Source organism: Siminovitchia fordii DSM 16014 = CIP 108821, from assembly GCF_000374565.1.
In the GTDB taxonomy this organism is placed as follows: domain Bacteria; phylum Bacillota; class Bacilli; order Bacillales; family Bacillaceae_C; genus Siminovitchia; species Siminovitchia fordii.
This window is the reverse complement of record NZ_KB894691.1, coordinates 1-22,499: the sequence shown is the minus strand read 5'-3', so window position 1 is coordinate 22,499 and position 22,499 is coordinate 1. Positions and strand designations below refer to the sequence as shown.

22 protein-coding genes are annotated in these 22,499 nt (G+C 44.6%); 17 read left to right on the top strand and 5 right to left on the bottom strand.

Annotated elements, in window-relative coordinates; all coding sequences use genetic code 11:
* The first annotated feature begins 162 nt into the window (after nucleotides 1-162).
* The 3 genes from C509_RS0110960 (at nucleotide 163) to C509_RS0110950 (ending at nucleotide 2,034) form a co-directional block, all read left to right on the top strand.
* Nucleotides 163-669 carry a TetR/AcrR family transcriptional regulator gene (locus tag C509_RS0110960; protein WP_018706985.1) on the top strand — a complete coding sequence of 169 codons (507 nt, stop codon included), beginning with the start codon at nucleotides 163-165 and terminating at the stop codon, nucleotides 667-669.
* Nucleotides 670-749: 80 nt separating this feature from the next.
* Nucleotides 750-1,610 (top strand): hypothetical protein, encoded by an 861-nt coding sequence (locus tag C509_RS0110955; RefSeq protein WP_018706984.1) that lies wholly within the window; start codon nucleotides 750-752, stop codon nucleotides 1,608-1,610.
* A gap of 85 nt (nucleotides 1,611-1,695) precedes the next feature.
* Nucleotides 1,696-2,034, top strand: a complete 339-nt coding sequence (locus tag C509_RS0110950) for a YmaF family protein (protein ID WP_018706983.1) — start codon at nucleotides 1,696-1,698, stop codon at nucleotides 2,032-2,034.
* A gap of 46 nt (nucleotides 2,035-2,080) precedes the next feature.
* On the opposite strand, the gene C509_RS0110945 is transcribed toward C509_RS0110950, so the two are convergent.
* From C509_RS0110945 to C509_RS0110925, 4 genes are all read right to left on the bottom strand, one after another.
* Nucleotides 2,081-3,040 carry a ring-cleaving dioxygenase gene (locus tag C509_RS0110945; RefSeq protein WP_018706982.1) on the bottom strand — a complete coding sequence of 320 codons (960 nt, stop codon included), beginning with the start codon at nucleotides 3,038-3,040 and terminating at the stop codon, nucleotides 2,081-2,083.
* Nucleotides 3,041-3,268: 228 nt separating this feature from the next.
* Complete coding sequence (locus tag C509_RS0110935) at nucleotides 3,269-4,678, bottom strand: glycoside hydrolase family 18 protein (protein ID WP_018706980.1); 1,410 nt, start codon at nucleotides 4,676-4,678, stop codon at nucleotides 3,269-3,271.
* A 105-nt stretch (nucleotides 4,679-4,783) separates the two neighbouring features.
* Entirely contained in the window at nucleotides 4,784-5,206 is a 423-nt protein-coding gene (locus C509_RS0110930; RefSeq protein ID WP_425423163.1) for a hypothetical protein, read from the bottom strand.
* 105 nt (nucleotides 5,207-5,311) lie between these two features.
* Nucleotides 5,312-6,283, bottom strand: a complete 972-nt coding sequence (locus C509_RS0110925) for an ABC transporter substrate-binding protein (RefSeq protein ID WP_018706978.1) — start codon at nucleotides 6,281-6,283, stop codon at nucleotides 5,312-5,314.
* A gap of 171 nt (nucleotides 6,284-6,454) precedes the next feature.
* Here C509_RS0110925 and C509_RS0110920 point away from each other — a divergent pair, with 171 nt between their 5' ends.
* From C509_RS0110920 to C509_RS0110905, 4 genes are read left to right on the top strand one after another with little or no spacing between them, the layout of a single operon-like run.
* Nucleotides 6,455-7,459 carry a FecCD family ABC transporter permease gene (locus C509_RS0110920; RefSeq protein ID WP_018706977.1) on the top strand — a complete coding sequence of 335 codons (1,005 nt, stop codon included), beginning with the start codon at nucleotides 6,455-6,457 and terminating at the stop codon, nucleotides 7,457-7,459.
* Complete coding sequence (locus C509_RS0110915) at nucleotides 7,456-8,511, top strand: FecCD family ABC transporter permease (protein ID WP_018706976.1); 1,056 nt, start codon at nucleotides 7,456-7,458, stop codon at nucleotides 8,509-8,511. Before C509_RS0110920 ends, C509_RS0110915 begins: the two co-directional genes overlap by 4 nt.
* 20 nt (nucleotides 8,512-8,531) lie before the next feature.
* The gene (locus tag C509_RS0110910; protein WP_026319805.1) at nucleotides 8,532-9,359 is read left to right on the top strand and encodes an ABC transporter ATP-binding protein; all 828 of its coding nucleotides are present in this window, start codon (nucleotides 8,532-8,534) and stop codon (nucleotides 9,357-9,359) included.
* Nucleotides 9,340-10,077, top strand: coding sequence for an IucA/IucC family C-terminal-domain containing protein (locus C509_RS0110905; protein WP_018706974.1), 738 nt, complete (start codon nucleotides 9,340-9,342; stop codon nucleotides 10,075-10,077). Before C509_RS0110910 ends, C509_RS0110905 begins: the two co-directional genes overlap by 20 nt.
* Nucleotides 10,078-10,304: 227 nt before the next feature.
* On the opposite strand, the gene C509_RS0110900 is transcribed toward C509_RS0110905, so the two are convergent.
* The gene (locus C509_RS0110900) at nucleotides 10,305-11,159 is read right to left on the bottom strand and encodes an undecaprenyl-diphosphate phosphatase (RefSeq protein ID WP_018706973.1); all 855 of its coding nucleotides are present in this window, start codon (nucleotides 11,157-11,159) and stop codon (nucleotides 10,305-10,307) included.
* A gap of 286 nt (nucleotides 11,160-11,445) precedes the next feature.
* Between C509_RS0110900 and C509_RS0110895 the strand changes: the two genes are divergently transcribed.
* From C509_RS0110895 to C509_RS0110850, 10 genes are all read left to right on the top strand, one after another.
* Nucleotides 11,446-12,777 carry a hemolysin family protein gene (locus C509_RS0110895; protein WP_018706972.1) on the top strand — a complete coding sequence of 444 codons (1,332 nt, stop codon included), beginning with the start codon at nucleotides 11,446-11,448 and terminating at the stop codon, nucleotides 12,775-12,777.
* Between the two features lie 90 nt (nucleotides 12,778-12,867).
* Nucleotides 12,868-13,539, top strand: a complete 672-nt coding sequence (locus tag C509_RS0110890) for a GntR family transcriptional regulator (protein ID WP_018706971.1) — start codon at nucleotides 12,868-12,870, stop codon at nucleotides 13,537-13,539.
* 164 nt (nucleotides 13,540-13,703) lie between these two features.
* Nucleotides 13,704-14,630 carry a 2,4-dihydroxyhept-2-ene-1,7-dioic acid aldolase gene (hpaI, locus tag C509_RS0110885; RefSeq protein WP_018706970.1) on the top strand — a complete coding sequence of 309 codons (927 nt, stop codon included), beginning with the start codon at nucleotides 13,704-13,706 and terminating at the stop codon, nucleotides 14,628-14,630.
* A gap of 230 nt (nucleotides 14,631-14,860) precedes the next feature.
* Nucleotides 14,861-16,381 carry a 5-carboxymethyl-2-hydroxymuconate semialdehyde dehydrogenase gene (gene hpaE, locus C509_RS0110880; RefSeq protein ID WP_018706969.1) on the top strand — a complete coding sequence of 507 codons (1,521 nt, stop codon included), beginning with the start codon at nucleotides 14,861-14,863 and terminating at the stop codon, nucleotides 16,379-16,381.
* Between the two features lie 21 nt (nucleotides 16,382-16,402).
* Nucleotides 16,403-17,878, top strand: coding sequence for a 4-hydroxyphenylacetate 3-monooxygenase, oxygenase component (gene hpaB, locus C509_RS0110875; protein WP_018706968.1), 1,476 nt, complete (start codon nucleotides 16,403-16,405; stop codon nucleotides 17,876-17,878).
* 13 nt (nucleotides 17,879-17,891) lie between these two features.
* Nucleotides 17,892-18,875, top strand: a complete 984-nt coding sequence (hpaD, locus tag C509_RS0110870; RefSeq protein ID WP_018706967.1) for a 3,4-dihydroxyphenylacetate 2,3-dioxygenase — start codon at nucleotides 17,892-17,894, stop codon at nucleotides 18,873-18,875.
* A gap of 34 nt (nucleotides 18,876-18,909) precedes the next feature.
* A complete protein-coding gene (locus C509_RS0110865; RefSeq protein WP_018706966.1) occupies nucleotides 18,910-19,368 on the top strand; it encodes a flavin reductase family protein in 459 nt (152 codons plus the stop codon).
* 942 nt (nucleotides 19,369-20,310) lie between these two features.
* The gene (locus C509_RS0110860; RefSeq protein ID WP_018706965.1) at nucleotides 20,311-21,102 is read left to right on the top strand and encodes a fumarylacetoacetate hydrolase family protein; all 792 of its coding nucleotides are present in this window, start codon (nucleotides 20,311-20,313) and stop codon (nucleotides 21,100-21,102) included.
* Nucleotides 21,102-21,887: a fumarylacetoacetate hydrolase family protein gene (locus C509_RS0110855; protein ID WP_018706964.1), complete on the top strand. Its 786-nt coding sequence runs from the start codon at nucleotides 21,102-21,104 to the stop codon at nucleotides 21,885-21,887. The genes C509_RS0110860 and C509_RS0110855 overlap by 1 nt, the downstream gene beginning before the upstream one ends.
* Before the next feature lie 85 nt (nucleotides 21,888-21,972).
* A complete protein-coding gene (locus tag C509_RS0110850; RefSeq protein WP_018706963.1) occupies nucleotides 21,973-22,356 on the top strand; it encodes a 5-carboxymethyl-2-hydroxymuconate Delta-isomerase in 384 nt (127 codons plus the stop codon).
* Nucleotides 22,357-22,499 lie beyond the last annotated feature (143 nt).

Sequence of the window (22,499 nt, the reverse complement as noted above, 5' to 3'; positions counted from 1 at the left end):
GAAATACTCTTCACTATGGGGCAAATACTGTTTACTTTTAAGAAATCCTCCTGCTTTCAGCACATTAAAGCGTAAGGCTCACATTCCTCCTGGCATTTTTTGTTGACATAAAATTGTTTCCGATATATTATTTATTTATCAATAAATAATGAGGTTGGTCACATGGGTAAGGAAGATAAGAAAGAACTTATAATAGAAAATGCGGTCGGGATATTTGCAAAGATGGGCTATTATAAGGCAACTACTGCAATGGTGGCAAAGGAGACAGGTGTGACACAGCCATATGTGTTCCATTTTTTTAAAAATAAAGAAGAACTATTTAAGACAGTGATTGACCGTGCATTTGGCCGGCTTTATGACACATTTGCCAAAGTGGAAGCCCCCGCGGACCAGTTAATTGAAGTGATGGGCTGCGCGTTTTCAAAAGCAGTCGAAACGCATAGAGAAGAAGTTTTGCTCATCATGCAGGCACATTCGATTTCCGAACAGGGCATTCGGGAGCATGTCCGGAGTTTGCATAAAACAATGTTCGAGGCTTTGACGCTCAAATTTGAAAGAGCTGAAGTCCCGCAGGCTAAAAAGGTCGCTGCACAATTTATCGGTACAGGGCTGCTTATCACTGTTGCGGAAGTGTTGGATTTGCCTGAATTAATCAAGAGTAAAGCTTGAGTAAAAAAGAAAGTGCTGAACTTTCTTTTTTTAGGCAGCATATTTATTGATTAATAAATAAACGAAGGGAGTGTTGAAGAATGTTAAAAGTTAAGTTGTTTGAAGGGGAAAAAGGGCTTGTCATGACGGGATTGGTTGGATTTTTGCTTGCGGCTTTTACAGCTGTGTTCATTTTTATTCGCGGTCCCATTGTTTTGCCTGAAGGCAACCTGGGGGATGCCTTCTCTTTTAACGCGGCTATAGGGATGTTTATTCTTTCTATTGCCGCAATTTTGCCATTGGCTGGGTTCAGTCCCCGCAAGAGAAAGGTAATTCGGCTGCTGTTCATAGCCGCATCCCTGTATGCTTACACCATTGAAACGATTCAGCATTTCCGTGGCTTAAATCCGCGATTTTCCCGTGAAGGATCTGCCATGGATATCATTACAGGAATGGTTTTTGGTGTTGTTTCTCTTTTGCTTATCATCTTATGTTTTCTCCTCATGATTCAATTTTTTAGAAACAAAGCCTCTCATCGGCCGCTCCTCATCTTCGGTATTCGCTATGCGTTTTTATCCGTCCTAGTAGCCAATATCGCAGGCGTGGGCATGATTCTGTTAGAAGGCAGGTTTATAGGGAACGCCGGAAACCTGATTGTAATACATGGTTTGGGATTTCATGCATTACAAACGTTGATTTTGCTTGGATGGCTTTTGGAAAAAATTCAAGGAAAAGAACGTTTGAGGAAAAGGATGATTCATTTTGGAAGTATTGCCTGGTCCCTTTCAATTTTACTGATCGGCGTCCAAACAGCACTTGGCCAATCAGTGTTTGAATTCTCTTTGTTTCCGATCGCAGCAGGTATTCTGTTATTCGCCTGGTTTGGAATAGTCATTGCTGCGTTTGTTCTTGTTAAAAGTGCAAGGGAGGACCTAAAGGCAGAACAAACCTTTATAATCTGAGAAGAATATTAGGTTCCTTTTTGCTACGCACATATTTTTTGATTTGAATCATATATTCAAATCAAAAAAGGAGTGATCACAAGACGTGAAAAGAGTAGGAAAAGATGATTTTGCTCCTGGATTTGTTCCCGGACATAACCATGGGTCTGTTGATTATACGAGTGTGAATGATGGTCATGTACATCAATGTTTAGATATTTCATCCCCGGCAATCCCGACAAAGGACGGAAGTCATGTGCATTATACGGAAGGATATGTTTTATTTGAGGATGGGCATACACATCATTATAAGGCATATTCCGGGCCGGCGATTCCGGTCGGAAATGGTATGCATGTTCATTATTACGATTTTTACACGACCGAAGATGATGGGCATAAACATCGCGTAAAGGGAGTAGACATGCCGGCGCCAGGAACAAAGTAGGGGAAGTGAGCCAATGGGCTTTCTTCCCCTTCCTTTAATAACACTATTAAATCGGTCTGAGCTTCTCCTCAATTTCTGCACGCCGCGGTTCCAAAAAAGGAGGGAGTGCGAGCGTCTCGCCTAAATGTTCGAGCGGCTCATCCGTATCAAAACCGGGACCGTCTGTTGCAAGCTCAAACAGGATTCCGTTGGGTTCTCTGAAATAAAGAGATCGGAAATAGTATCGATCCACGAAACCGGAGTTTTGAAAACCTGCTGCTGTAATCCGATCAATCCATTTTTGAAGCTCTGCTTCATTTTCCACGCGGAAAGCGACATGATGAACCCCTCCGCGCCCAAGCCTTTCTGCTGACAGATCTTTTCTTTCTTCAACATGAATTTCCGTACCTGTACCGCCTTCACCCGTTTCAAAAACAAGTATATTAGGTTGACCATCTATATGGGATGGGTAGCTTTCTTTTTCTCGGAATCCAAGCAACTCGGTTAATACTCTCGTTGTGCGTTCAGCGTAGCGCACCGTCAATTGAGCCGGTCCCAGTCCCAGAATTCCAGCTTCCTGGGGAATCTGGCTTTTTCTCCAAGGAGTTCCGCCTGCAACACCCTTATTTTTCTCATCCGAAACAAGGATGAGTCGCTGGCCCTCCGGATCCCTGAACGTCAGCGTTTTTCGGTATGCTCTTTCTCTTATTTCGTCATGTTCCACATTCAATTCAGTAAAGCGTTGTTTCCAAAATTCGAGTGCAGCATCATTTGGTACACGAAGTGAGGTGGCGGAGATACTGCAGACACCCTCACGGTTGCGTGCCATCATCGGAATTTCAAAAAACGTCAGCTCCGTCCCGGGACTTCCTTTTTCATCTCCATAAAAAAGGTGATAGACAGAAGGGTCATCTTGATTTACCGTCTTTTTCACAAGCCGCAAGCCTAATGTTTTGGTGTAAAAATCCTTATTCTGTCCTGCTTTTGCAGTCATAGCGGAAACATGGTGGATTCCTTTTAATTCCATGTTTAGACCTCCTTTTGAGGAAAGTTTAAAATGATTCCTGATTAAAATCCGTAGTCTACCGGATGAGCTGGATGAGAGGGCGAAACCATGGTTCAATGGCGCAAGATCCATACTTGGCATTCCTGAATCTTACGCGTAAGCTAAATTTTCATCAAATAATACGCCATGAAAAAGCAGGTGTCAAAATATCAGCCTGCAATGAAAAAAGCCGAACGGATTCCCGCCCAGCTACATTTTTCTAATAATGAAATTATCCTCGAGCAGCAGCCAGTTCTGTGGGAACGGATAGCCGAGAACCCAATAGCTCACGCCGAGCAAGCCGAATTCTTTTACTAGATTAAATTTGGCCTGGGCACTGCGGGCATCTTCAAACCATACTTCATGGCGGCGACCCTGCTCGTCTGTATAACGGAAAAACGGGGATTGGGCCCTCTCATCATATTGGATGGAAGCACCGTATTTTAATGCCCTTCTTACCGCTTCCTGCATATCGAATGTTTCGGCCTCCTGTCCCTGAACATGGGGAAGCATCCAGTCGCGGGCGTACAGCTGGAAGCCCATCAAAATTTTGTTCCGAGGGATGACAGTGACGGCATAATTGATGACCCGCCGCATTTGGTTAAGTGGGGAGATGGCTTGTGGAGGTCCTAAGCGGTATCCCCATTCGTATGTCATCAACACGACGAAATCGACAATTCTGCCATGCGCTTCATAGTCGTGGGCTTCATATAAAAGTCCTTTCTGTTCGCTACTTGTTTTCGGAGCAAGGGCAGTGGATACAAAGAGTCCGAGCGGATGTAAGCGGTCAACCGCCCGCTGAAGAAATTGGTTATACGCCTCCCGGTCAGTCTGTCGCACGTTTTCGAAGTCGATGTTTAATACGCGGTATCCTTTTTCATTCATGATATTTACTACGTTCGTTAACAGCCGCTCTTGAAGTTCGGGGTTTGATAGGATAGTGTGAGCCAGTTGGGTGCCTGGGTCTCTGAATGAAAAATTGGTGATGCATATCATAGGAACGACATGCCTTTCCTGTGCAGCTTGAATAATCGGGGTGTCATTAATTGCTTCGAGGCTCCCGTCCGCTTTCATGATATAGGCGAAAGGGGATGCGTACGTAAGATGCTGCCCCACTTCCCGTACTTCCCTCGCTCCCGTTTCTCCCATATTGATGGTGTATGCATTCACGTCGATGACAGGCTTGGGGAAAGGAATAGTTAGCACAGTGCCAACCTGAATGAGATTTGGATTTTGAATTCGGTTCAACTTTATTATTTCCTGAACTGTCGTTCCGTAGCGCTGGGCAATTTGCCAAAGAGTTTCGCCGGACTGAACAGTGTGAACACGAGCAGGGATGATCAAGACTGTACCGATTTCAAGCATGTTGGGGTTCGCCAATTGATTCAAACGTATAATCGCATCCAACGAAACACCGTATCTTTGTGCGATCTGCCAAAGCGCTTCACCGCTCCGAACTATATGCTGACGGGCGGGAATCGGAATAACAAGAGCTTGGCCAACGGTCAGCCTGTTCGGGTCAGGCAATTCATTTGCAGCTGCAATTTGCGAAACACTGCTGTTGTATCGCCGGGCAATCTCCGATAACGTCTCCCCGCTGCCTACAACATGAATAATCATAGACATCCACTCCTAAACAAGTCATATGACTAATGTATGCACAAAAAGCAGCGGCAAGAATTAAATCTGTTGGGGGCAATCTGTAGGGGTCAGACCTTCACTACATTAACGCATCCCCGCGGTGGGATCAGACCCCGGACTTGGCTTCCTTTCTATTAAACTTATAAAATTTTTTCTGTAATAGAATAATAGGCATCCGTAGGCAAGGACTAGTAAGATGGCTAGTAGAAGGAGCGAAGGATCCAAAAACAGATGCAGTAATAATATGTTGGCAACAATAGGTGATAGGATGGCAATGGCCAAAGGGATAAATTGATTGCTTAAAAGTAAAACTCCGCATAGAATTTCCAGTGATTTTTCGAAGATTAGCAGATTATCTAATTGAAATAACGCCATCGCTTTCGAGCTGGTTGCGATAAATGGTTCCAATCCAAAAATGACAAAGTAACCGTTTATGCCAGCAATTAAAAAAACAACACTCAAAAACAATCGGCATACATGCATAAAGAATTTTGCCAACTTGCACACCTCCTATTAAATTCTATTATATGGGGTGTTGAAAATTCAGTAAAATGAGGTCAGTCCCCCACTGCATTAACGTGTTACCGCAGTGGGGGACTGACCCCTTATAAATTATTTCGTATCTTCCATAATTTTTTCCAAGTCATCGAGCATCAGGTTAGCAGCCACGACACCTCCCGCTGTATTCCAGATGGAATCATTGACTTTATGGATGTTCCCGGATTTGACGGCTTCCAAGTTTTTGAAGAGGGGATTGTTCAGCCATTCATCTTCCAAAGCTTGTGCTTCTCCATCGCCTGTCTCATATGTGAAGTAGAAGAGGACGCTACCATCCATGGCAGGGATGCGTTCAGTTGATACGTTCATCTCAGCGAAATCGTCGACATCTTGATTTTCAGGACGGGCAAATCCGATTTGATCCAAGATTACTCCGGCAAAAGTGTCTTTATGATAAATACGGACATCGCCGGCCATGAAGCGGACAAGTGAGATTTCTTTATCCAATTTGTCCCCAAACTTTTCCTTGAATCCATTAATTCGGGCATCAAAGTCGCTGATGACTTTTTCTCCTTCTTCTTTTTTGTTGACTGCTTCAGCATATAGCCTGAAGTTTTCTTTCCAATCTCCGCGGAGAGTTTCCGCAAACACGGTTGGAGCGATGGCTTCCAATTGAGGATAGATGGCTTCCTGACGCATTTTATTTCCAATAATGAGGTCTGGATTCAACTTAGCAATCGCTTCAACGTTTACTTGAGACTCATCTCCAACTACCTCAACGCCTTCCATTTGGTCGCTGATATGGTCATACCAAGGATCTCCGACCCACGATTTTACAGCTCCGACAGGCTTTACACCAAGAGAGAGAAGAGCTTCTGTTCCTTCATTTGTTAAAATAACAACACGCTTAGGTGTATCAGGAATATCTGCCGTACCCATGGCATGCTCAACTTTAAAGCTATTTATCTCCTGCTTGCCAGCTTCTTCTTTCTTGCCTTCTTCATCCTTGCTGCCATTTCCGCATGCAGCCAAGACCATTGCGATAATGATCGCCCATATTAAAAGTAACCCTTTGTGTAATTTCATTGTTCTCCTCCTATAACCTGACAATGATTCTCAATAGGACACTTTAATCATAAAAGCGGGAAGAACACTTTGTCAACAACTAATTGAAAATGATTCTCATAATCATTGACTTCGTTTCTGGCTTCCCATAAACTTAAAAAAAGAAGTGTTATAGAAAGGTATTTATTAAGAATGCTGACAAAAGAAACAGGATTTAAAATCCTCTTCCTGGCAGGCAGTGCTTTGGTACTGGCTGTATTGATGGGAATGAGCATTGTTTTTGGTTATACAGATACATCTATACAAACTGCGGTGGATGCCTTTACGGATTTCGACGGATCCAATGAACATATTGTCATACAGTCAGTTCGTACGCCAAGAGCGTTGATTGCTGCAGCAGTAGGGGCATGTCTTGGCATCTCAGGTCTGTTGTTGCAGACTTTGACGAAAAACCCACTCGGCTCTCCTGATATATTAGGAATCAATGCGGGGGCAGGTTTTGCTGTAGTCATTGCTGTTACACTCTTCCAGATTACAGGCCTTCAAGCCTATACTTGGATTTCCTTTATAGGTACTGCTATCACTACCTTTTGCGTTTATGCAATCGGTTCTGTTGGCAGGGAAGGGCTGACACCGATGAAATTAACTCTGGCAGGTGCTGCCATGTCAGCTCTTTTTGCATCATGCACTCAAGGCCTGCTCGTTATGAATGAAGCAGCCTTGGAACAGGTGCTGTTCTGGCTCGCCGGCTCAGTTGCGGGAAGAAAAATGGAGATGTTGGCGTCAGTTTTTCCTTATATGCTGGCTGGATTCCTGCTTGCTTTGTTCCTTGCCCCAAAGCTGAATATTCTTTCGATGGGGGAGGATGTTGCCAAGGGTTTGGGACTGAAGACAAATATAGTAAAATTGGTAGCCGGCTTTATCGTTATCATATTGGCGGGGGGAGCTGTTGCGGTAGCCGGACCTATCATTTTTGTGGGTATCATCGTACCTCATCTAGCGCGTAAAATAATCGGGGTCGACCACCGTTGGCTAATCCCTTTTTCAGGAATTCTGGGAGGCATTTTGCTTGTTGCCGCTGATATTGGATCAAGATATGCCCTAATGCCGCAGGAAGTCCCTGTAGGTGTGTTGACGGCTGTTATTGGAACACCCTTTTTCATCTATATTGCGAGAAAGGGGTTCAATCAATCGTGAAAAAGTACTTAAACTTCAGGCTTTTTAAAGATAAGGTTTCAATGTTAATCGATCAAAAAGCGGCCACCTTGATTTTCGTTCTGTTAGCATTGCAACTGGCAGCTGTCATTGCAAGTACAGGTCTCGGCGATGTGAAAATTAATCCGATAAATGTTCTAAAAGTCTTTACAGGTGGCGGCTCGGACCTAGATCGACTTGTTGTCCTTGATTTTCGTCTGCCAAGAACAATTATTTCGGTATTTGTTGGAATGGCTTTGGCAACAGCGGGAGGTATTTTGCAAGGGATGATTCGAAACCCGTTGGCCTCGCCGGATATCATTGGGATCACTGGAGGAGCAGGTGCAGCCGTTGTCGGCTTCCTTACTGTATTCAGCAATTCAGACAATGTATTGATGGTCAGCGTTGATTGGTTGCCGTTAGCTGCTTTTATTGGAGCTTTTATTACAGCATTCCTTGTATATATATTGGCATGGCGTGATGGCGTCTCCCCGATCAGAATGGTATTGATCGGTATAGGCCTTGCTGCTCTCACGAAAGCAATAATAACTTTTTTAATGATCAAGGGGCCGATTCATAGAGCGGCGCAGGCTAACATATGGATTACTGGAAGTGTAAACGGATCGAACTGGAGCAATGTGCAGGTAATTGTTCCTTGGGTGCTCCTGTTGTTAATCATAGCTTTTGTCTCTGCGAGGAAAATTAATGTCCAGGAACTTGGCGACGAGCTGGCGATAGGATTGGGAAGCCAAGTTCAAATACAGCGCTTTTTCCTGCTTGTGATCTGTACAGCACTTGTCGGGGCAGCGGTCGCTTTCGCAGGCGGCATCGGGTTTGTCGGGCTGATGGCACCGCATATGGCAAGAAGGCTTGTTGGTTCGACATACGGGGCATTGCTGCCTGCATCCGCTTTGATCGGCGGTATCCTTGTTCTTCTGGCAGATGTCGTCGGCCGTACGCTGTTTTTGCCATTGGAAGTTCCGGCAGGTGTTTTTACAGCTGCAATCGGAGCGCCATATTTCATCTATCTTTTATTTAAAACAAGAAATTTATGATAAAGGGGCCGATTGTGGAGATGGAGACGATTCAAACAGACTCTCTCACATTATCATACGGTGATAGAATCATTATTGACGAACTGGATCTAACGATTCCCAAGGGCGAAATCACAGTTTTTATCGGGGCTAATGGGTGCGGTAAATCCACTTTGCTCCGTTCAATTGCAAGGCTGCTGAAGCCAAAGGGAGGGTCTGTACTTTTAGCCGGAAAAGACATCGCCAAATTTCCGACGAAGGAAGTCGCGAAGCGGATGGCCATTCTACCGCAATCACCGACTGCCCCAGAAGGACTGTCTGTTCTCCAGCTTGTTAAACAGGGACGCTACCCTCATCAGACATGGCTGAAGCAGTGGTCAAAAGAAGATGAAGCCATTGTGAAGAAGGCATTGGAAGCAACTGGCATGCTCGATTATATCGATCGGCCGGTGGATGAACTGTCTGGAGGACAAAGGCAGCGGGCCTGGATTGCCATGACTTTGGCACAAGATACAGATATCCTATTACTGGATGAACCTACAACCTATTTGGATATGACTCATCAAATAGAGATATTGGACCTGCTCTTCGATTTGAATGAAAAAGAAGGCAGAACGATTGTAATGGTGCTACACGACTTGAATTTAGCGTGCAGGTACGCACATAACATTGTGGCCGTCCGTGACCAAAAAGTCTATGCACAGGGAAGGCCGGAAACAGTTGTCAACTGCGATCTCGTTCGGGATGTCTTTGCCATGAATTGTGAAGTGACAGTCGATCCACTATTTGGGACACCGCTTTGCATTCCGTACGGCAAAGGCCGATGCATTTTAAAAGAGAGGGACATACATGCCGCACAACAGGCTTAGTCATCAAGAGATTCAAAAACTGAAGGAGTACCGACTGGCTGTTGCGGATGCGAGTGAGTCGGTGGACTACGCTTCGTTGCTGGACGAGAAGCGTCTTCCAGCTTTTTTGGCTTGGCTGACCGGCAGAATTGGAGCGCCGAATGCGTGTGTGACCAGTTCAATTTTAACTAAAAGAATGGGCTTTTACGCTGTCATTCATTTGTATGCGATGACGGCGTTGGAGAAAAAATTGAATGTGAACCTTCAGGGGTTGAAGCTGGTCGATCAGTCGGGTGACGGCCTTTGGATTCCTGACTTTTTTCTGGGAGACGTTGAGGCTCTGGAACCGAGGGAGGACCACAATGAGTGGCGTGCCGCTGTCATAGAAGGTTTATTTGCTCATTGCATTACACCGCTGATTCAATTACTGAAAGAACAGACTCGGCTTAGTGAAAAAGTGATGTGGGAAAATGTTGCGATTTACATTCATTGGATATATGAAAAATTGATTGATGGGGAATTTCGGAACCGTGCAATAGCAGACTACTACTATCTCTTGTATGAAGCACCCGGAAAGCTGTTCGGACCTTATGAAGAAAATCCGCTTACTTCATTTGCAAAGAGTGCCGGAGGACGGAAAACTTGCTGTTTATCATATATGTTAAGAAAGCAGGAAAAAAGGACATGCAGTACTTGTCCTTTGAGGCATGCAGGGAGTGAGTTTAATAAAGACGGTTAGGCGTGTAATAATGTTGGGATTAACACCTGAAATCTCTTAATCAAACGTTTGTTTAGTAAGGGAAACAGTGGGAGCTATCCTAGGGGAGACCTTAGAACATGGTTCAAATTTAGAAACCGATTGATCAGTAACGAAAAGCCCCGTTTCAAAAATAAAGCAAATTTTCATCAAACGTTTGATTAATAAAAAATGCACAGTGCGCAGACGCTGTGCATTTCATTACGATACTATTTTACATTAATGTAGATCACCAAAATCACTGCAGCCAACACAACCCTGTATATAGCAAAAGGCATCAATTTGATCTTGCTAATCAAAGCCAGGAAGAAGCGGATGGACAGCCAAGCAAAAACAAAAGCGCTAATAAAACCGACGATAAAAAATGGAATGGCGTCAACAGTGAGAACATCCATTTTTTTATATAAAGAAACCGCGCTTGCCCCGAACATGATTGGTATCGCCATGATAAAAGTGAAATCCGCAGCTGCACGGTATTTCAACCCCAACAGCACCCCGCCTGAAATGGTGGAGCCAGACCTGGAGAAGCCCGGCCATAATGCGATACATTGGATTAGCCCGATCAAAAAGGCCTGCTTGATCGAAATGTCATCAAGGCTTGTCTTTTCTTTGGCTGATGAACCAGATCTCGCTTTCCAATCAGCCACAGCCATTAAAATCGCTCCACCCACGAGGCCTACTAAAACTGTCTCAACAGAAAATAGGTATGTATCGATAAAATCTTCTAATGTAAAACCCAATATGACAGCTGGAATTAGCCCGGCTATTACGTGCGTCAACCGCAATCGGGAATGTCCTTTTTCAGGTACCGGGGAACTCGAAGTCCGAATACCGAACAAGCTTAAAATCCGCTGCCAAAAGACGATTGCCGCTGCCAGAACAGACCCTAACTGGATGACGACTTTGAACGTATTGGCCACTTCCTGAGATTTCAACAACTCTGCCGATTTTAATAAAATATCATCAACGATAATCATGTGGCCTGTCGACGAAACAGGTGCAAACTCGGTCAGGCCTTCAACTAATCCTAACAATAGTGCGACAATGAATTCCCAGATGCTCATTTCTATTACTTCCTCACTTTCATTCAATGGACTCATTTTACATGTAAATGGGAAAAAAGAAAATAGAAGTTATACCGAATGGAGTCTTCAAGTCTTGTCCACCCTTAATAATAGACGCTGGATTTTCTATAATTACTACGCAATCGTCGAAAAATGTGATTGTTTTTAATATATGAACTTGAGAAAACGTATAGTATAATATTTTATAAAAGTGTGTTCGGACAAAGGCCGGACAGGCAAACTTAATTCTTGGGAGGTGTACGCCTTTCTCTGAAAGGCGAACTATTTGGACGTTGCCAGTATACTCTTAATCGCAATATTGATTGCAATGACCGCTTTTTTCGTAGCAGCAGAATTTGCCATTGTTAAAATCAGAAGCAGCCGTGTAGACCAGTTGATAGAAGAAGGAAAGCCGGCAGCTAAGGCAGTAAAGCATGTCATCACGCATATGGATGAATATTTATCAGCATGCCAGCTTGGGATTACGATTACAGCTCTTGGAATAGGATGGCTGGGTGAACCGGCAGTTAAATCGTTGTTCGACCCCTTGTTTGAAAAGCTGGAACTCGGACCGGCTGTCACCCATATTCTTTCGATCACAATCGCTTTTCTGATCATCACCTTTTTACATGTAGTCGTTGGTGAATTGGCTCCAAAAACGGTGGCCATTCAAAAAGCGGAGGAAGTTTCCCTAATGACTGCCAAGCCGCTTATCTGGTTTTACCGAATCGCGTTCCCGTTCATTTGGGTACTTAACGGTTCTGCCCGCTTAATGGTGAAGGTATTCGGCCTTCATTCGGTATCGGAACATGAAGTCTCTCATTCCGAAGAGGAGCTTAGAATCATACTGTCTGAAAGTTTTAAAAGCGGTGAGATTAATCAGTCTGAGCTGACATATGTTACAAACATTTTTAAGTTTGATAACAGGGTAGCCAAAGAAATCATGGTGCCGCGGACAGAAATGATCTCTTTTTCAACAGAAGAAGAAATAGAAGAATGGGTAAATGTTATCCAGGAGGTAAAATTCACGCGTTACCCGATATATGAAGGCGATAAGGACAATATAATCGGGCTTATTAATATAAAAGATATTTTATTGGAACAAATTAAAAACAGGGATTCGGATGGAGATTTGGAAATATCGGCATTTATCAAGCCGGTCATCCACGTGATAGAGACAATTCCCATCCGTGAACTACTGCTTAAAATGCAGAAGGAACATACACATATGGCGATCCTGCTTGATGAGTATGGCGGAACTTCCGGGCTTGTCACTGTTGAGGATATAGTGGAAGAGATTGTCGGGGAGATCAGAGACGAATTCGATACGGATGAAGTAGAAGATATAACTAGGGTAGGAGAAAACCACTTCATTTTCAGTGGAAAAGTACTCATTCCGGATGTTAACGACCTGCTCGGAATCCATCTTTCTGACGAAGATGTCGACACGCTAGGCGGCTGGATTTTATCGAAGAAATTTGATGTGCTGGAGGGGGAGACCCTTCATTCCGATGGTTTTGCATTTAAAGTCAAAGAAGCGGACGGCCACCAAATCCACTTTGTCGAAGTTTACAAAGAGGAGAAAGCGGAAGAGAAAACGGAAATAAATATAGAATGATGAAAAGGCGCTGCGGCGCTTTTTTTTTGTCATTTTTGGGGTCAGCCCCCTCTTGACATCATATATGATTTTACATATGATAAATATATGATGAAGAAAGAGAATAAACAACAAAGAGCCTATCGGATTATTAAGTCAAGGATTGTAGAGAAGGTGTATGTGCCTGGCCAGAGGCTTGTGATTGATCAGCTGGCAAGGGAATTGCAAACGAGCTCTATTCCGATCAGAGAAGCGATCCGCCAACTTGAAGCGGAAGGGCTGATCGAATACAAGCATAATATCGGACCTGTTGTGGCACCAATCAATGAGTCTGAATATTACGAAAATCTCCAGGTTCTGGCAGTACTTGAGGGGTATGCAGTTTCATCTTGTTCACAAAATTTCCCGGCCGCCAAAATTATGAAGCTGAAAGAAAAAAATAAACAGATGAAGGAGGCATTGGAGGATTTCGATATCATAGCGTTTGCAAAACTGAACGCAGAGTTCCACCATCTCATTTACGAAGAGAGCACCAACAAAGTTTTGATCGAAAACATCCAGAACTTGTGGAAGCGGCTGGACTCCATCAGAGGAATCGGTTCCACGCTGTATTCCGTGAGGGTCAAGGAATCGATCAAGGAGCATGAAGAAATAATCACTTTGCTTGAGAAAAAAGCGGACCCGCAAATAATTGAGGAATTAGTTCGCAAACATAAGCTTCGTACAGCGGAAGATTTTGAAAGGCGACGTTCTATGAGGATGGAAAATACGTTGGAAAGTTAAGAAACAGGACGCGGAATATCTGTGTCTTGCTTTTAAAGGAAATATGTAAGCGTTTTCCTAACCTTTTTTAAAAACTGTTTGACATGATATATGTAATCATATATGATTTAATTGTTCAGAAAATTAACCAGCATAAAAATAATTTTTATATAGGAGGATTTAATATGCCATCTTACAAAGAAGCAAAAGAAAGATTCAGAGGATCGATTGCTCCGGTTATCACTCCTTTTAATGAAGATGAAAGCCTTGATTTGGAAACGTTTAAAAAATTGATAAACTGGCAGATTGAAAGCGGGAGCCATGGAATTTCCGTTACCGGAACAAGCGGTGAGCCGAGCTCCTTGACGGTAGAAGAAAGAGAGCTTGTCATGGAGACTGCAATGAAAGCGGTCGCAGGACGTGTGCCATTCCTTCCGGGAACAGGATCCGTCAACCATAACGAAGCGATGAGATTAACGAAAGCTGCCCAGGAAATGGGGGCGGACGGAGCGATGGTTATCGTACCTTATTACAACAGGCCGAACCAACACGCCCTCTATAAGCACTTTAAAACGATCGCAGATGCAGTTGATATTCCGATCATCCTGTATAACATCCCTGGAAGAACTGCTGTCAACCTTGAAGTGGAAACGATTGCACGGCTTGCGGAAGACTGCCCGAATATTATTGGCATCAAGGAGTCCAATAAAGACTTCGAGCATGTAAACCGCGTCTTGTTAAAAGCCGGCCGCGACTTTAACCTGTATTCCGGAATTGAGCTTCTTTGCTATCCGATGCTTGCAATCGGCGGAGCTGGCCACATCAGTGCTACATCCAATGTTGCTCCGTCACCAGTAGCTGAAATTTACAATGCATGGGCAGCAGGCGATGTAAAACGTGCACAAGACATGCACTTTGAAATGATGGAGCTGAACGACATCCTGTTCAAGGATACAAACCCTGCCGTTGCAAAAGCTGCTCTTGGCATGATGGGTAAAATCACGCCAGTATTACGCAAGCCGATGGATATTCCATCTGAAGCCCTGCAAAAAGAGCTTCGTGAAGTGCTGGTAAACTATGGAATCGAGCTTAAAGACGAAGTAAAAAGCTAGTTTCATATAATTAAAACGAAAAACAAAAGCTTAAGCGCCTTTACTGCGCGGCAAACAAGAAGTTTTCTGAGGAAACAGCTCGAAAGCATATAGGGAAATGGCTTGGTCCTTCCAAGTCGCTGGGCGTTGGAACTGGCAGTATGCGTTTTTTTACAAATTCCTGAACGAAATGGAAAGCGGGTTCCGTAAACCCGTTTTCCTTGAAACTGGAACCTTTAAGGAAGGTGATTTTGTTGGCACAAAAAACAGCAGAGCAAGCGGTAGTACGGGAACACAGCAAGCAGCCCGATGTAAAGCTATTTATCAATGGACAGTTCACAGAATCTGATAGCGGAATTTACTTTGATAACCCGAGCCCGTTTACAAACCAAACGATCAACCGTGTGGCGGAAGGAAGAAAAGAAGATATCGATAAGGCTGTTAAAGCGGCCAATAAAGCGTTCAAAGAAGGGCCTTGGGGCAAGATGAAGGTTTCAGAACGCATGAAATATATTGAAAGAATCGCAGATTTAATCGACGAAGAGGCCGAGGAGCTTTCTTATCTTGAATCACTTGATACAGGACTTCCAATTGCACAGACAAGGAACATGGCGGCGCGTGCTGCAGAGAACTTCCGATTCTACTCTCGCATGGTACAGATTAAATTGCATGGTGAAGCCTACATGCAGGGAAGCGAGTTCGTCAACTATACAGTATACAATCCGCTTGGAGTTGTAGGGCTGATCACGCCATGGAATGCACCGTTCATGCTGACAACATGGAAAGTCGCACCGGCGCTTGCAACAGGTAACACGGTAGTGCTAAAGCCGGCGGAACTTTCACCGCTTACGGCGAACAAACTCGCTGAAATCATTCAAAAAGCCGAGCTTCCTGAAGGCGTTTTTAATATCGTTCATGGCTTCGGTGAAACAGCAGGAGCTTCACTCGTAGCCCACCCTTCAGTTGAAGCGATTTCCTTCACGGGAGAAACAGTGACAGGATCTGTCATCATTAAGAATTCAGCTGACACGCTGAAAAAGACGTCCATGGAACTGGGCGGCAAGTCACCGTTGATCGTATTTGACGATGCTGATTTCGACCGTGCACTTGATGCGGCTGTATGGGGATTGTTCTCCTTTAACGGGGAACGCTGCACGGCGAATTCCAGAGTATTTTTGCATAAAAACATTAAAGAAAAATTTGTAGAAGCATTGAAAGCTAGAGTGCAAAACATCAAGGTCGGCGATCCGATGGATTCTTCCACTCAATTAGGGCCGCTCATTGACAAAGGCCATTTTGAAAAAGTGAAGAGCTATATCGAAATCGCAAAAGAAGAAGGCTGTGAAGTGATACAGGGGACGGTTCCAGAGGAGCTGAAGGCTGGCAACTACGTTCCGCCGACATTGCTTCTAAATGCCAAAAATGACATGAGAGTTTGCCAGGAAGAGATTTTTGGACCTGTCATGGCAGTCATCGAATTTGAAACAGAAGAAGAAGTGATCGATGCAGCAAATGATGTCAAATACGGTCTGGCAGGCTATGTCTGGACGAATGATATCAAGCGCGGACACCGCGTAGCTCAGGCAGTCGATGCAGGTATGCTTTGGATCAATGCTCAAAATGTACGGGACCTCAGAATTCCGTTCGGCGGAACGAAAGCAAGCGGTATCGGACGCGAAGGCGGACATTATGCCATCCTCGAATTCTATACGGAACCGAAAGTCATTCACGTCGCTATTGGCGACCACCATATCCCGCAGTTCGGAAAGTGATCATAAGGAGAGTGAAGATAAATGCCGGCAAAAACAGGAAAAGAGTATTTAGAACGATTAAAGAAAGCGAACAACAATGTTTATATTCATGGGGAAAGGGTCGACGATGTCACAGAGCATCCTGCCTTTAAAGGTGTTACCCGCTCTATGGCGAGACTTTACGATCTTCAATATGAAAAACCTGAGAAGATGCTCTACACATCTCCAACAACCGGGGATAAAGTCGGGATGACTTATAAAATTCCTGAAACAATTGATGATTTGATTGCACGCCGTGAAGCGATCCAAGAATGGGCACGCACATCAGGCGGAATGATGGGGCGCGCTCCGGACTACATGAACGCTGAAGTCATGGCAACTGGTGCAGCAAGTGATTTCTTTGCAGAAGCAGATCCGATGTTTGCTGAAAATGCAAGAAAATATTACGAATATGCACGTGAAAACGACCTTAGCCTGACGCATACACTTATTCATCCACAGGTAAACCGTGCTAAGGCGCAGGCAGAACAAAAAGATGCGAACGTGGCCCTTCACCTCGTTGAAAAAAGAAGTGATGGAATCATTGTTGATGGTGTCCGTTTGTTGGCAACGCAAGGAGGCATCACGGATGAGCTGATCGTTTTCCCATCAACAGTCAATAAGTCTGATACTAAAGATGATCCATACTCACTTGCTTTTGCCATTCCGAATAACACGGAAGGATTAAAATTCCTCAGCCGTGAAGCATTCGACTATGGCAAAACAACTTGGGATCACCCACTTTCTTCCCGCTTTGAAGAAGGGGATGCCATCGTATCTTTCGATAATGTCTTTGTTCCGTGGGATCGTGTATTCGTCTGTGGCAACGCTGCCATCTGTAATAGAACTTTTAAAGATACAAATGCAGTTGTCCATATGTCACACCAGGTTGTTTCAAAAAATATTGTCAAAACCGAATTCATCCTTGGTGTCGCTTTAAGTATCATGGATGCCATCGGAATCGACCAATTCCAGCATGTTCAAGATAAAGGCGCTGAAATCATGTTGGCTCTTGAAACAATGCGCTCCCATATGTATAGAGCCGAGCACAACGCAAAAGTCGATAAATGGGGCGTCATGACACCTGATTTTGAAGCACTTGATGCAGCGCGCAATTGGTATCCGCGCATTTATCCTCGCCTTGTAGAGATTGTAAGAATCCTTGGTGCATCAGGTTTGATGGGGATTCCGACACAGGCTGACTTCGAAAATGAAGATATCGGTCATATCCTTGATCGCGGACTCCAAGGCAAAAACCTTAACGGCTATGAACGTGTCCAACTGTTCAGGTTGGCATGGGATATGACTTTGAGCGCATTTGGGTCTAGGCAGATGCACTATGAGTACTACTTCTTTGGAGACCCGATCCGCATGGGCATGACCTATTTCAACGGATATGAAAAAGACAAATATAAAGATTTCATCTCTGAGTTCCTTAAAAAAGAACCATCTTCAAAACCGCATTTTATAAAAGCGTAAGGGGGCAAATCTGATGGATTTTAATATCATTCGTTGTGCAAGAACAGTTTTACATGTGACTGATCTGGAAGCGTCCAGAAAATTTTATGTGGATACTCTTGGTTTTATTGAAACAGAATCAGATTCAGAAAATTTGTATTTAAGAGGATTGGAAGAGCACAATCATCACAGCATCCACTTGAAAAAAGCGGAGAGACCGGTTGTTGAAGCTTTGGGATACAAAGTAGCTTCAGACGCTGAACTGGATGCTCTGGAGGAATTTTTTACAGGGAAAGGCTATCAAACGAAATGGATCAAAGAAGGAGAGCAGCGTGCTTTGGGACGCGCACTCCGTGTTCAGGACGTCTCCGGTCTGCCACTTGAATTCTTTGCAAAAATGGATCATGTGGAACGTCTTCTTCAACGCTATGACCTATATAGAGGAGCTCGCATCCAAAGAATCGACCATTTCAACTGTATGGTAGAAGATGTGGAAAAGGCGCAGGACTTCTACATGAAGGATTTGGGCTTTGCCTGCTCAGAGTATACGGATACGAAAGAAGGGAAAGTTTGGGCCACTTGGCTGCACCGCAAACAGACTGTTCATGACCAGGCGTTCATGAACGGTGTGGGGCCACGCTTACACCATATCGGATTCTGGCTTCCCGACCCTCTCGCATTGATTCATACATGTGATGTGCTAGCAGCGTCGGGGTATGGGAAGAGCATCGAAAGAGGACCGGGCCGCCATGGATTGTCCAACGCGTTTTTCCTATATTTAAGAGATCCGGATGGGCATCGTCTTGAGTTGTACAGCGGTGACTACTTGACAAGTGATCCGGACTTCAAACCGATTCGCTGGGATATCGACGACCCGATGCGTCAGACATTCTGGGGTCATGAGGCACCGGACAGCTGGTTTAACGAAGCATCAGTTGTTTTGGACGTCATCAGCGGCAAGGAAGTACCGACAAAGCAGCCGAAACTTGAACAACGCAAGCCTGAATTTGTGATATAGGACTTTAGAAAAAAAGAAAAAGGGGGAGAGTCGAATGGAAGATCGTCTGTTTAGAACAGCAATGGGGAAATTCGCAACGGGAGTGACAGTCATCACAACAAAAGTTGGGGAAAATGTTCACGGCATGACAGCCAACGCGTTCATGTCAGTATCACTCAACCCGAAACTCGTCCTCATCTCCATCGGGGAAAAAGCGAATATGAACCAACTCATCAAAGAATCCGGCAAATTTGCTGTAAGCGTATTGAATGAGAGCCAGCAGGATTTGTCAGCCTATTTTGCGGGCCAGATCAAAGAAGAGAGAAACGTGAAGTTCGATACGTTCAACGAAATGCCGGTCATCAAGGATGCGCTTGTCAACCTGACATGCAACGTTCACGAATCGGTAATTGCAGGAGATCACACATTATACATCGGCGAAGTGACCGATCTCCGTGTCGAAGACGGAGAACCACTTGGATTCTTCGAAGGTAAATATAAAAAAGTTGTTTAAAGGGGGTCCCGCCCGTCTTCATTATTTTTCTCGGAAGACGGACGGGATGTTTCTGTCGGGGGCGCGCTGGCAAAGTGAGAAGTGAGCAACTTAAAGCTCGGAGGATACCTAGGGTGCCTAAAAGCGGTCTCGCATAGTAGCGTAAGTTTCCCGTTTGGGGGGAGAAATGCGAAACCCGGTCACAAATAGTAGTGGAAGATGCCCATTTGAAGGGAAAAATACGAAACCCGGTCACAAATAGTAGTGGAAGTTTCCCGTTTTAAGAGAGAAATGCGAAACCCGGTCACAAATAGTAGTGGAAGATGCCCGTTTGAAGGGAGCAATGCGAAATCCGGTCACAAATAGTAGTGGAAGATGCCCGTTTGAAGGGAGAAATACGAAATCCGGTCACAAATAGGAGTGGAAGATGCCCGTTTGAAGGGAGCAATGCGAAATCCGGTCACAAATAGTAGTGGAAGATGCCCGTTTGAAGGGAAAAATACGAAGCCCGGTCACAAATAGTAGTGGAAGATGCCCGTTTTAAGGAAGAAATGCGAAACCCGGTCACAAATAGTAGTGGAAGTTGCTCGTTTGGAGGAAGAAATACGAAATCCGGTCACAAATAGGGGCGTAAGGTGCCCGTTTTAAGGGAGCAATGCGAAATCCGGTCACAAATAGTAGTGGAAGATGCCCGTTTGAAGGGAAAAATACGAAACCCGGTCACAAATAGTAGTGGAAGATGCTCGTTTGGAGGAAGAAATACGAAATCCGGTCACAAATATGGGGCGGAAGATGCCCGTTTGAGGGGAACAACGTCAAACCTGGTAACTAATGGAGGAAAAAGTTCCCTCTTTATGGGGGAGACGGGCACTAAAGAGAGTCTATGATTGCCGATTTAACGAAATGCAGAAAGTCAACGGAGAGCATAAATGGTATTTTTGCGAAATCATAAGGAGTGAGAATATGAGTCTTGTAAAAGCGAGCCTGCATGGGCTTGGCGTTTGGGATGAGTTACAGGCCGATCCGGCAGAAGCAACATTTGAATTGCACGGACAAAAGCAGTATGTATCAAATGTATCTTGGAATCCGCCGGTCACTGGAACTGTTTACGGCGTATTGTTGAACTATCAGGGGAAATTTGATGAATTGAAGGAACAATTCAATGAGGCACCATATAAACAGCCGCCCAAAGCTCCGATTTTATATATCAAGCCGGTGAATACATTGTCAGGGTGCAATCAACCTATTCCGCTTCCAAAAGGTGAGGAAGAGCTGGAGGTTGGAGCGGCGCTTGCGGTCGTGATTGGGAAAACGGCGACCCGCATCAAAGCGGAAGACGCTGATAAATACATCGAGGGATATACGATTGCAAATGATGTCAGCATCCCGCACCAAAGCTATTACCGCCCTGCGATCAAGCAGAAAGCTCGCGACGGATTTTGTCCGGTCGGGCCGTGGATCGTTTCCCAGGACGACGTGACGGACCCGGGGCAATTGGAAACGCGCGTTTATATCAACGGAGAATTGAGGCAAGAAAATAATACGAAGAACCTGATCCGATCGATTCCGACCTTGCTCGAAGATGTAACGGAATTTATGACGCTTCGCAAAGGCGATGTATTACTTGTCGGAGTTCCCGAGAAGCCGCCACATGTAAAAGACGGAGATGAAATCCGTATTGAAATTGACAGAATCGGAGTCTTGGTGAACAAAGTCGTCTCCGAGGACAAGCTGGCTGAAGGAGGTCTTGTATAATGAAACACGCACGCGTAGCTTGCTTTGGCGCGGTACACGATGCTATTGAAAAGGACGGAAAAATTGAACTTTTGGACGGGCGGACTGTTTGTGAAGATGAAATCGTGTGGCTTCCGCCGATTCAACCTAGAACCACATTCGTCCTTGCATTGAATTATTCCGATCATGCAGGTGAGCTCGCTTTTAAAGCACCTGAGGAGCCGTTGGTCTTTTTAAAAGGGCCGAATACATTCATAGGTCATAACGCGCAGACGCGACGGCCGGCAGACGTTACATATATGCATTATGAGTGTGAACTGGCGGTTGTAATCGGGAAAAAGGCTAAAAATGTGAAACGTGACGATGCCTATGATTATGTTAAAGGATATACGATTGCGAACGACTACGCATTGCGGGACTACCTGGAAAATTACTATCGACCGAACCTCCGGGTGAAAAACCGCGATACATGTACACCGCTTGGTCCGTGGTTCGTGGATGCTGCTGATATAAAAGATCCGATGAATTTGAAGCTACGCACATATGTGAATGGCGAGCTGAAACAGGAAGGTTCAACGAATGACATGATTTTTGATGTCCCCTACCTTATCGAATATCTAAGCAGTTTCATGACTTTGGATGAAAATGACATCATTTTAACGGGTACACCTAAAGGGACCGTTGACGTGATCCCCGGAGACGAAGTCATTACGGAAGTTGAAGGACTTGGTCAGTTAAAAAATACGATTGTTGGGGATGAAGTTTTTTCTATAAAAAACGACCTTGAAAAAAGCACGGCCAAATAAAATGTGAATAGCGGCATTTCCATTTATCAAAACGATTTGCCCACAGGTTAAGTGAGAATATCGTAAATGAGGAGGTGGAAATCAAATGCCTCATGTCATTGTGGAATACACGGATAACATTAAAGACGAAGCCGAAATCGGCACCCTCCTTGAGAAAATCAACCAGTCATTGATCGACAGCGGCGGCGTCTTTCCAATCGCAGGAATTAGATCCAGGGCCATCGAACTGAAAGATTATGTTGTCGCAGACGGCACGGAAGACGACGCCTTTGTCCATGTTGCGCTCAAAATCGGCGGCGGCCGCTCCGAAGAAGAGCTGACAGTAGCGTGTGACAAACTGTTTGATGTTGTAAAGGAGCACTTCTCTGACCTGTTTGAAAAAAGATATCTTGCCTTGTCCATGGAAGTGGAGGAGTTTTCCAGACCTACCTATAAACAGAACAATATACACAAACGGTATAAAAAATAGTCTTGAACAAGGGGTGAAGGAGCGCAGGCTGCCGGAACGGCGGACTGCGCTCCAACTCACATATAAAAGCTCCAACTCACATATAAAAGCTCCAACTCACATATAAAAGCTCCAACTCACATATAAAAGCTCCAACTCACATA

Coding starts and splice junctions, on each gene's coding strand:
- C509_RS0110955 (WP_018706984.1), top strand. CDS start 750: ATGTTAAAAGTTAAGTTGTTTGAAGGGGAAAAAGGGCTTGTCATGACG.
- hpaI (WP_018706970.1), top strand. CDS start 13,704: ATGCCATCTTACAAAGAAGCAAAAGAAAGATTCAGAGGATCGATTGCT.
- C509_RS0110865 (WP_018706966.1), top strand. CDS start 18,910: ATGGAAGATCGTCTGTTTAGAACAGCAATGGGGAAATTCGCAACGGGA.
- C509_RS0110910 (WP_026319805.1), top strand. CDS start 8,532: ATGGAGACGATTCAAACAGACTCTCTCACATTATCATACGGTGATAGA.
- C509_RS0110925 (WP_018706978.1), bottom strand. CDS start 6,283: ATGAAATTACACAAAGGGTTACTTTTAATATGGGCGATCATTATCGCA.
- hpaD (WP_018706967.1), top strand. CDS start 17,892: ATGGATTTTAATATCATTCGTTGTGCAAGAACAGTTTTACATGTGACT.
- C509_RS0110905 (WP_018706974.1), top strand. CDS start 9,340: ATGCCGCACAACAGGCTTAGTCATCAAGAGATTCAAAAACTGAAGGAG.
- C509_RS0110860 (WP_018706965.1), top strand. CDS start 20,311: ATGAGTCTTGTAAAAGCGAGCCTGCATGGGCTTGGCGTTTGGGATGAG.
- hpaB (WP_018706968.1), top strand. CDS start 16,403: ATGCCGGCAAAAACAGGAAAAGAGTATTTAGAACGATTAAAGAAAGCG.
- C509_RS0110855 (WP_018706964.1), top strand. CDS start 21,102: ATGAAACACGCACGCGTAGCTTGCTTTGGCGCGGTACACGATGCTATT.
- C509_RS0110900 (WP_018706973.1), bottom strand. CDS start 11,159: ATGAGCATCTGGGAATTCATTGTCGCACTATTGTTAGGATTAGTTGAA.
- C509_RS0110935 (WP_018706980.1), bottom strand. CDS start 4,678: ATGATTATTCATGTTGTAGGCAGCGGGGAGACGTTATCGGAGATTGCC.
- C509_RS0110920 (WP_018706977.1), top strand. CDS start 6,455: ATGCTGACAAAAGAAACAGGATTTAAAATCCTCTTCCTGGCAGGCAGT.
- C509_RS0110960 (WP_018706985.1), top strand. CDS start 163: ATGGGTAAGGAAGATAAGAAAGAACTTATAATAGAAAATGCGGTCGGG.
- C509_RS0110890 (WP_018706971.1), top strand. CDS start 12,868: ATGAAGAAAGAGAATAAACAACAAAGAGCCTATCGGATTATTAAGTCA.
- C509_RS0110850 (WP_018706963.1), top strand. CDS start 21,973: ATGCCTCATGTCATTGTGGAATACACGGATAACATTAAAGACGAAGCC.
- C509_RS0110945 (WP_018706982.1), bottom strand. CDS start 3,040: ATGGAATTAAAAGGAATCCACCATGTTTCCGCTATGACTGCAAAAGCA.